This is a genomic window from Ruoffia sp. FAM 20857, assembly GCF_045528645.1.
Lineage (GTDB): Bacteria > Bacillota > Bacilli > Lactobacillales > Aerococcaceae > Ruoffia > Ruoffia halotolerans.
In genome coordinates this window covers 1-8,742 of sequence record NZ_JBGQRB010000063.1, presented here as the reverse complement: position 1 = coordinate 8,742, position 8,742 = coordinate 1, and the positions used below count along the sequence as shown (strand labels likewise).

6 protein-coding genes and 1 pseudogene are annotated in these 8,742 nt (G+C 36.6%); all 7 read right to left on the bottom strand.

Going from position 1 to position 8,742, the window contains the following annotated elements:
* Positions 1–285 precede the first annotated feature (285 nt).
* A complete protein-coding gene (locus ACEN4N_RS10560; protein ID WP_407090903.1) occupies positions 286–1,326 on the bottom strand; it encodes a PTS sugar transporter subunit IIC in 1,041 nt (346 codons plus the stop codon).
* A 112-nt stretch (positions 1,327–1,438) separates the two neighbouring features.
* Positions 1,439–2,377, bottom strand: a complete 939-nt coding sequence (locus ACEN4N_RS10555) for a 2-dehydropantoate 2-reductase (RefSeq protein ID WP_407090902.1) — start codon at positions 2,375–2,377, stop codon at positions 1,439–1,441.
* A gap of 353 nt (positions 2,378–2,730) precedes the next feature.
* Positions 2,731–4,140, bottom strand: a complete 1,410-nt coding sequence (locus tag ACEN4N_RS10550; protein ID WP_407090901.1) for an MBL fold metallo-hydrolase — start codon at positions 4,138–4,140, stop codon at positions 2,731–2,733.
* A 32-nt stretch (positions 4,141–4,172) separates the two neighbouring features.
* Positions 4,173–5,504, bottom strand: a complete 1,332-nt coding sequence (locus ACEN4N_RS10545; RefSeq protein WP_407090900.1) for an ABC transporter substrate-binding protein — start codon at positions 5,502–5,504, stop codon at positions 4,173–4,175.
* An 11-nt stretch (positions 5,505–5,515) separates the two neighbouring features.
* The gene (locus ACEN4N_RS10540; RefSeq protein WP_407090899.1) at positions 5,516–6,337 is read right to left on the bottom strand and encodes a carbohydrate ABC transporter permease; all 822 of its coding nucleotides are present in this window, start codon (positions 6,335–6,337) and stop codon (positions 5,516–5,518) included.
* A 15-nt stretch (positions 6,338–6,352) separates the two neighbouring features.
* Positions 6,353–7,243, bottom strand: coding sequence for a carbohydrate ABC transporter permease (locus ACEN4N_RS10535; RefSeq protein ID WP_407090898.1), 891 nt, complete (start codon positions 7,241–7,243; stop codon positions 6,353–6,355).
* Position 7,244: 1 nt separating this feature from the next.
* Positions 7,245–8,291: pseudogene (locus ACEN4N_RS10530) on the bottom strand (ABC transporter ATP-binding protein).
* Between the last annotated feature and the right edge of the window lie 451 nt (positions 8,292–8,742).

The window sequence follows — 8,742 nt, the reverse complement described above, 5'->3', positions numbered from 1 at the left end:
CCCGAATCACTCGATAAACGACCACCTGTATGCGAAATGATGATGTTTGAATTGAATTTTACCTGGTTTTTGTGTAAGCTAATCATGAAGAGAACTCCTTTCTTATGGTTGGTTTAGACACCTTTACCATATCAGAATGGGGTTCTTTTTTCATCACTTAACAGGTAAAAATGAAAAAGTAAATTTAAGCTGCCGTTAGGCAGTTGGCACATGTTTCAACGAAAAGTATGAATTGTTCAGGATCTAAATATTTTTCTAAAATATTTTTAAAAATTGCTACCTAGGTTAATCTAAAAACTCAAAGACGTCTTTACGATCATATAGCTTAAATACCTTTTCAAATAAGAATTGTCCCAATAGACTTGCTACTGTAGGTACAACGAACCAGACGATTATAGCAAGGATAACATTTAATCCGGCATCGATCGAAGCTAAAGGACCTACTATACCAACTAGACCAAAACCTGCTGAAGCTGGAGTCCCTGATACTGAGAACAAGGCTACTGGTATCGCAGATATTATTGCGGTAAAGAAACATGGTAATAAAATGATTGGTTTTCTAAACAAGTTAGGCATCATCATTTTCATAGCACCTAAAGCGATTGCAATCGTTACACCAGATTTGTTGACTTTCCATGAGTTTACGACAAGTACCAAGGTCGTTGCTGCAACACCCATCGCGGCTGCACCAGCAGAAACTGCATTTAATTGAATTGCTACACCAATTGCCACCGTTGAAATTGGTGATATGATAAGAAATGCAAAAGAGCAACTAATCAAAATACTCATCAAAATAGGTTGCAATTCAGTAAAAGTATTAATAATAGAACCGATACCTGTTGTGATATAACTGACATATGGTAAAAGGAAAACACCAATAAGACCAGCGCCACAACCAACAACTATTGGAGTCAATACGATAGCAACTGATCCAAAACTGTCCTTAATCCAAAGAATCAGTAACACTGCTATAGACGCAGTCAACATCGTATTGATGATATCTCCTGTGCCTGCACCTACATATGCCCCAGCTTCAACATTGAACTTGATTACACCGCTACCGATAAAAGCAGCTGCTCCAGTGACCATCATTGTCATTGGTTTAAACCCGAATTGGTGAGCAATCAATGTTCCAATGATCAAAGGCGTTCCTAACTGAAAAATAACTGCTACTTGAGTCAAGGTAACTGCAAAAACATTATCTCCAAAGAATTTTAAAATACCTGATAAAACCGCATTTGATATTAGTCCTATGATAATTCCCAAAGCCGTCCCATTTAACACTTTATTCATAAACATTTTTGGTGATATTTTTTCGTCTGTCATATATTCGCCTGACTTTCTATTCTATATTTTATATCTTTTACTTCTTTTCATGATTCCAATGATAGTCCATATCATGTTTCAATTAAATAATTCAAGTCGTTAAATTAATACCTTATTTTGCTTTTAAAATCTCTTCTTTACAGTGAATCAACTCTGTTAAGAATTTACAATAAGGAGTACTGATACCATACTTTTCACCTTTTTTAGCAACAGCTCCATTAATGAAGTCTATTTCTGTTAAACGATGATTTTTGATTAGATCTTGATACATTGAAGGATAATGTAATCCAATGGTTTCAGGATCGTAGGTCTCTTCAATATGATGAATCACTTCATCTACATCTAATGAAACGTTTTCGTGTTTGGCAACAGCTGCAAATTCGGAAACAATGCTTGTCACTATCTCATGAGCATATTTGCAAGTACCGAAGCCTGTGATATTACAATCTAAGATCGTACATAAACCGTTTAACGTCCCATTAACACAAGCTTTACGATAGATAGAATACCGGATATTATCTGAATAGCTAGCATTTAACCCAGCCTCGGTCAACACATTAGCGATTTCTTCAGCTTTCGCACTTTGCCCCTCTCCAAGATTTTCGAGTTCAACTGATCCAGTTCCAAAGAGTTTAGCTTTACCAGGGCCTTCAAGCCCAGCTGTCCACATTGTGTTACCAATGAAAATATGGTCCAAGCCTACATATTTTTCAATGATCTCTTCATGCCCAATACCATTCAACAGACATAATACATCAGTTCGATCATGGATAATCGGTTTCAATGCTTGCATCATGTCGTCCAACTGCAGTGCTTTAGTAAATAAAATGATAAGGTCCGTTTTAAAGTCGGTTGGGATGTCACATTGCAAAACTGCCGGAATTTTTTCCACAATATCCTTCTCATTGAAATTTGCCTTAAGTCCATCGCGATTAATTGCCTCTACATGCTCTTTCCAACCATCAACCAAGAAAACTTCCTGTCCAGCCTTATGAAGCATTAATCCGAAACGACTACCCATAGCACCTGCACCAGCAATAGTAATTTTCATCATTTTCCTCCTTCTCGCAATAGGTAGAAACTTATAAAAACAAACCCATCTGAGTATTATTAGCCATCAGCTAGTAATAGGATATGAGGATGTTGATAAAACTTTCACCTTGTCGCTTCTGTTTTTGTATATTATATCACAATTAAATTATTTTGAAAGTAGTATTAAGACAAGTTTCAAATTATCAAATAGTATTTGGCCGTATTAAATCTTAATATAATAATCTGTCCCTCAACATAGAGTAAATAACCAGCAAAAAGCAAAGAGTGCCATCACAACCGTATTGTTTTGGCACTCTACGTTACATTTTTAATGGTGTAAATCCTTTAGTCTCACCTAAATTATTTTTGAAATCATATTTTAGAAGAATTATACCTTTTATTCTTTTGTGGTAAAGATATCTTTAAACCATTTTTTGCTAGAATATTCCCATAGTGTTTCGGTTTAAAAGTGTGCCATGGCACTGTCAACTTAGCTTGAATAGTAGTTGCTACTTTTAACAAATCTTCCTGACTAGCATGCCCACTTGCTCCAAATGATACAAACTTAAATTGATATCTTTCTAAAGTTTCCTTCATTTCCTTAAATCTTGGATCATAATCTCCTAATGGCTCACCATTTGAATGCAAATAACTACCACTAGGCAGTGTCATTAATCGATTGAGATGTTTAAAGCTATTCTGAAGGACATAATGAGATGGATTTTGCCGAATATCATCCAGTGTAACTATCTTGGCACTTGAATCATTCAACAACCTATTTTCCTGTGACAAATCTTTTTTTGAACGATTTTTTACCCCACTATACTCATCATCTGTGAAATTATCTTCAAATTCTTCTTTTAGCACATAAAGTAGTAGATTTGGATAAAATGCTCTGAGAATAGTCGCATAAGGTTTCTCTAATATAAGTGGTCGGTCGGCCTTATTTGCTAGCTCGACTAAATTTTTTAATCTTTCGACATTTCGAATATATGGATTCAGAACTAATAACTCTGTACTAGTCTTCAATAAATTTTCAAAATATCTCCTTAAATCGTGCTCTGTTACCAGAACGACTTCGTTTTTCTTTTCCGCTTTTTCCGTAACCGCTTCTTCAATTGTATCGTTTGAATCGTCAAAGCTAAAGCTTGTCCCTTCAATCAACAACATATCTGGTTGCCACTCTTTAGCCTTCTCCACCCATCTTTTAATGGTCTCTGGATGGTCACCATTTAGTCTTAAGTCTCCCGAATGAATCACTTTATAACCTGGTGTACCGATAAATAAAGCACTGATACCAACAACATCGTGATCACTCTCATAAGCTACTACTGAAATATCACCGACATTAACTGTTTTTTCATAAACGAATGGTCTAATTGAAGCCATTACGCTCTCGTCTTCACCAACTTTGATTAACTGTTCAAACAATTTTACCGAGTCCTCAGATAGATAGACATCCGTACCCTTTGGTAAAAACCGTAATAAAGCCATATGATCTAAATGCAGATGAGAAATGAAAATCGCAGTGTTTTTTGTACTCTTTGAAACATCAGATAATACAATATCTTTAAATTTACTTGTCTCGAATAGGTTTGGAATTGCTGGAATAAGGCCCGTTACTATACCTGCTTCTAGTGGCGTATAATCATTGTCAAGAGAGGCTGCCGATAAATCCCCGGCAGCCCCAAAATCACAAATGACTCTACTTGTTTCGGTCGCAACTTCTACAATATTTCCACCAATCGTATCAAGCCCATTCCAAAACCTGATTTTAGTCATTTTTACACCATGTTTCTAGTTATTATTGTTTTTTAGTTATTGTCTGTAATAATCGTTTTGGTTTGATCTTCTAGAGATTGTAGTGATTCTTTAACATCAGCTTTATTAGATAATACATTGTCGAGTGTTTCTAACAAGACATTTCTGAATTGTCCAAACCCAACAAATGATGTTTCAGATTGTCCATAGGCAAGTTCTTTGTTTGCTGCTTCGTATTCAGGATGTTCTGCAATGTAATCCTTGTAATCTTGTTCATCTTGAGCAGACTTTCTGATTGGAACATATCCTGTAGCCATAGCCCATTCTGCAGTATTTGCAGGTTCCAATAAGAACTTGATAAATGCCATACCACCGGCTTGTTGTTCTTCAGAAGCCGAAGAGAATATCCCCAGATCATTACCCGCAAAGAGCGTTAATTGTGAGTCATTATAGGTAGGAATTTCAGCAGTTCCCCATTCTATGCCACTTTCTTCAGCAGGTTCTGCAACATGAGATACTCCCGCACTAGATCCAATATAAAGGGCACTTTCATCACGATCAAACGGTCCTGAGAAGTGACCATCTTCTCCGGCAGTACGCGCATAACCTTTATCGATGAGATCCATCACAAATTGCAATGCTTCGACACTTTTATCGCCAGCAATATCAGTTTCTAAGGTTTCTGGTTCTATGAATTTAGCCCCAGCTTGCTTGGCAATCGTTTCATATTCCATTTCAAAAGAATTCTCAAATCCCATTGCAACTCTGTCATCACTGTTAGAAGTCATCTTTTCTCCTAATGCAACAACTTCATCCCACGTTTCAGGCACTTCGACATCATATTCATCTAGAACAGATTGGTTGTAATACATAATCCGAGTAGATTTTGAGAAAGGAAAAGCATAGGTTTTACCGTCATACTTTGAACTATCCAAAAAGCCTGGATAAATATCGTCCAATTCTTCTTGACTAAACCCTGTATCCCCAGTCATCAAATCGTCTAATGCAATTAACAAGCCGTTTTTAGTATAGTCTGGCGCATTTCCCGGTGTAATTTGTGCTAATGTTGGTAAATCGCCAGACGCCCCTGCGGCCATAATCGATTGCTGAAGTGTATCGTAATCTCCTTGATTTTGTTCTACAACTTTATAATCCTCTTGAGAATCATTGAATGCCGCCACTAATTTAGTAATTTCCTCTTGGTGGGGGCCATTCATAGCATGCCAAAAAGTTAATTCAACCGGTGCTTTATTATCGTCATTTGAACCAGAGTCCCCACCGTTAGATGAATTATTACCATTATTGCTACACGCTACTAATGTGAAGGCACTTGCTAATACAAGTGCGCCGCCTACGACCTTTTTGTATCCTGAAAGATTTGTCATTATTCCGCTCCTTATCCTTTAATGCCACTTTTGGAAATCCCAGCAATAATATACTTTTGTAAGAAAATGTAGATCACTACCATAGGAATGATCACTATTGTTGATGCTGCCATCAATAACTGAAATTTTGTTCCTGCTTCTGTCGTAAAAGCTTGTAATCCGACTGGAAGTGTCCGCATGCTTTGTTCGTTTGTCACAATAAGTGGCCAAACAAACGAGTTCCAACTTCCAATGATTTTTAGAACTGCAATCGCTACAATACTAGATTTACCTAAGGGTACCATCACCTCCCATAAGAACCTAAAATCACTCGCCCCATCCACTTTTGCAGCATAATAAATTTCGTTTGGAACGGATTGAAATGTTTGTCGAAGCATGAAAATCGAAAATACACTAGCGAGCCAAGGCACAATCAACGCAAAAAAAGTATTAATCCAACCAAAGCGTGATAGTGTCACAAAGTTTGGAATTAACAATAGTTCACCTGGAACCATCATTGTTCCCATTAAGATTGTAAATATCAGGTTTTTTCCATAGAATTGTAGTTTTGCAAATGCAAAGGCTGCAAATATGGTAGTAACTAACTCTCCGAGTGTTGAAAAAGTGGTAACAATAATACTATTGATCATGTATCTACCAAATGGAGCGGCATTCCACGCAGTCACATAGTTACTGAACTTCCAACTCTTTGGAATCCAGATTGGTGGCATCGCAGTAGCTTCTCCAGCCGTTTTTAAGGATGTAGAAACCATCCAAATAAACGGTAACAGCTTACTAATAGCTCCAATGCCCAACAAAACATAACAAATCGTGAGTTTTATTTTTTGAGTCATTTTAAAAAGGCCCCCTTAGTAATGGACGAATCGCCGATTATAGATCATTTGAATCAACGTGATGATCAAAATAATCACAAACAGAACGACTCCAGCGGCAGCTGCAATGCCATATTGATATTCTGTATAGAACTTTTCATATAAATAATACACAACAGTCAATGTGGATTTAGCTGGTCCAGGACGGCCTTGGAACATGGCATAAACTTCATCAAATACCTTAAAACTATTGATTGTCCCAACAACAGTGATCAAAAAAGTTGTTGGACTCAATAAGGGAATCGTGATATTTGTAAATCGTTGCCATTCTCTTGCACCATCGACTTCAGCAACTTGATAATAGGTTTTGTCAATATTGTTCAACCCAACTAAAAACAATATGATATTGAATCCCAAACTTTTCCAGATAGCCATAATCACTACCGCTAACATGGCGTATTTAGGATCTGTCAACCATGCAATTGGATCTATCCCCAAAAAACTAAGAAAGTAGTTCATTAACCCAAATCTAGTGTGGTAGATCCAGCTCCATACTAATGAAATAGCTACGGTACTCGTGACAAATGGCAAGAAGTAAACTGTTCTAAAAAAACTAGAAAGCCATTTAATTTGATTTAATAAAAGAGCAATCGCAAGTGATAATACGATTGAGACGGGAACTACTCCTATTACAAAAATGAATGTGTTCCGCACAGCTAAATAAAAATTAGGGTCATTGAATATTTTAACGAAGTTATCGAACCCATATGCATTCACGATATTTTGGAAAAAATTATAGTCCGTATAAAAACTCATAGCGAATGATTTATAAATTGGGTAAATATTAAAAATGACCAATATTACCAATGCCGGAAGTAAATAAAGATATGCTTTCAAGGAACTTTTTAAAGTGGGTTTTTGGATCATGTCACGCCTCCTTGATCGCGATTGACTGGCCTGCTTGGTCAAACAAATGAATATCTTCGCTATCAGCTACTACGCTGACTTTATTTCCTAATTCGTAATGGTTCAAAACGTCGCTGATTGTCACCTCTAAGTCACCATTGATTAGTTTCAAGGTACTCTTCTTACCAAATCTTTCCAGGTGTTTCACTGTTCCACTAAAGAGTGCTTGCTCTTCATTAGTAACTGCCCTTAAGTTTTCAGGTCTAACCCCTATACTGACTGCTTTAGCTAAGTCAGAAGGTGAAAAATTCAAACTTGAAGTATTAATGACATCATTAGTAGTAGGTAATATATTGATAACAGGATTTCCCAAAAATTGTGCTACAAACTGATTTTCAGGGAAATCATATAACGTTTGTGGTTCACTATTTTGCTGTATATGCCCATCATTAAGTACCATTACTTGGTCAGAAATACTCATGGCTTCTTCCTGATCATGAGTCACAAACACGGTAGTAATATTAGTTTCTTGTTGAATTCTTCGAATTTCTTCTCTCATCTCGATCCGTAATCTCGCATCAAGATTTGATAACGGTTCATCCATCAATAGAATCTGTGGTTTTTTAGCTAAAGCCCGTGCAATTGCTACCCGTTGTTGCTGACCACCTGATAATTGTTTCGGTTTTTTATGAATATGTTCTGAAATTTGCACGAGATCAGCCAATTCGGTAGCTCTTTTGAGACGATCTGTTTTTTTGACATGTGCAATCTTAAGCGGAAACATAATATTCTCTAAGACAGTTAAATGAGGATATAAGGCATAGTTTTGAAACACCATTCCCACTTTTCATTTAACAGCATCTAAAGCAGTAACATCCTTATCGTCAAAGTAAATATGACCACTATTCGGTTTGATCAACCCTGAAATTAGCATCAAGGTTGTCGACTTCCCGCAGCCACTAGGGCCAAGTATCGACATCAAGGAATGTTCGGAAATCGTGAAATTTAGCTCATGTAGTACTTCTTTATCACCATAGTCCATGGTGACATTTTCAAATCTAACTTGCACGCGATTCACCTCTTAAGATATTTTGTAAGAAAACAACGAATGCTGCATTGTTCATTGGTTAAAGTTTGGCACATTAAGCCTTAAAAAAGTATTCAAAATCCTTTTTGTTTGTAAATTTAATGTAAATTTTTTGGCGATAATATAGAGTTTTAGCCCTTTTTATGCTATGTTATAATGCTATATGTGTTTCCAATTGTAAGTCTCTCAATTCTGTTTTATTAGCGGTATTTTATCGCCTTTCTCTCTCTATGTTTTACCCTTATCATCGCTTACTAAATAGGATTAAGATCTTTTATTTCTTTGCTTCTTTATTAAATTAATGGCCAATCGAGTAGGAGACTAGCCATTATTTGACTAGTCGACCTCTCACACCACCGTGCGTACGGTTCCGTACACGGCGGTTCAATACCTTGCGTAAGCAGACTCTACCAATTCGCTTAGTGGAACTAAG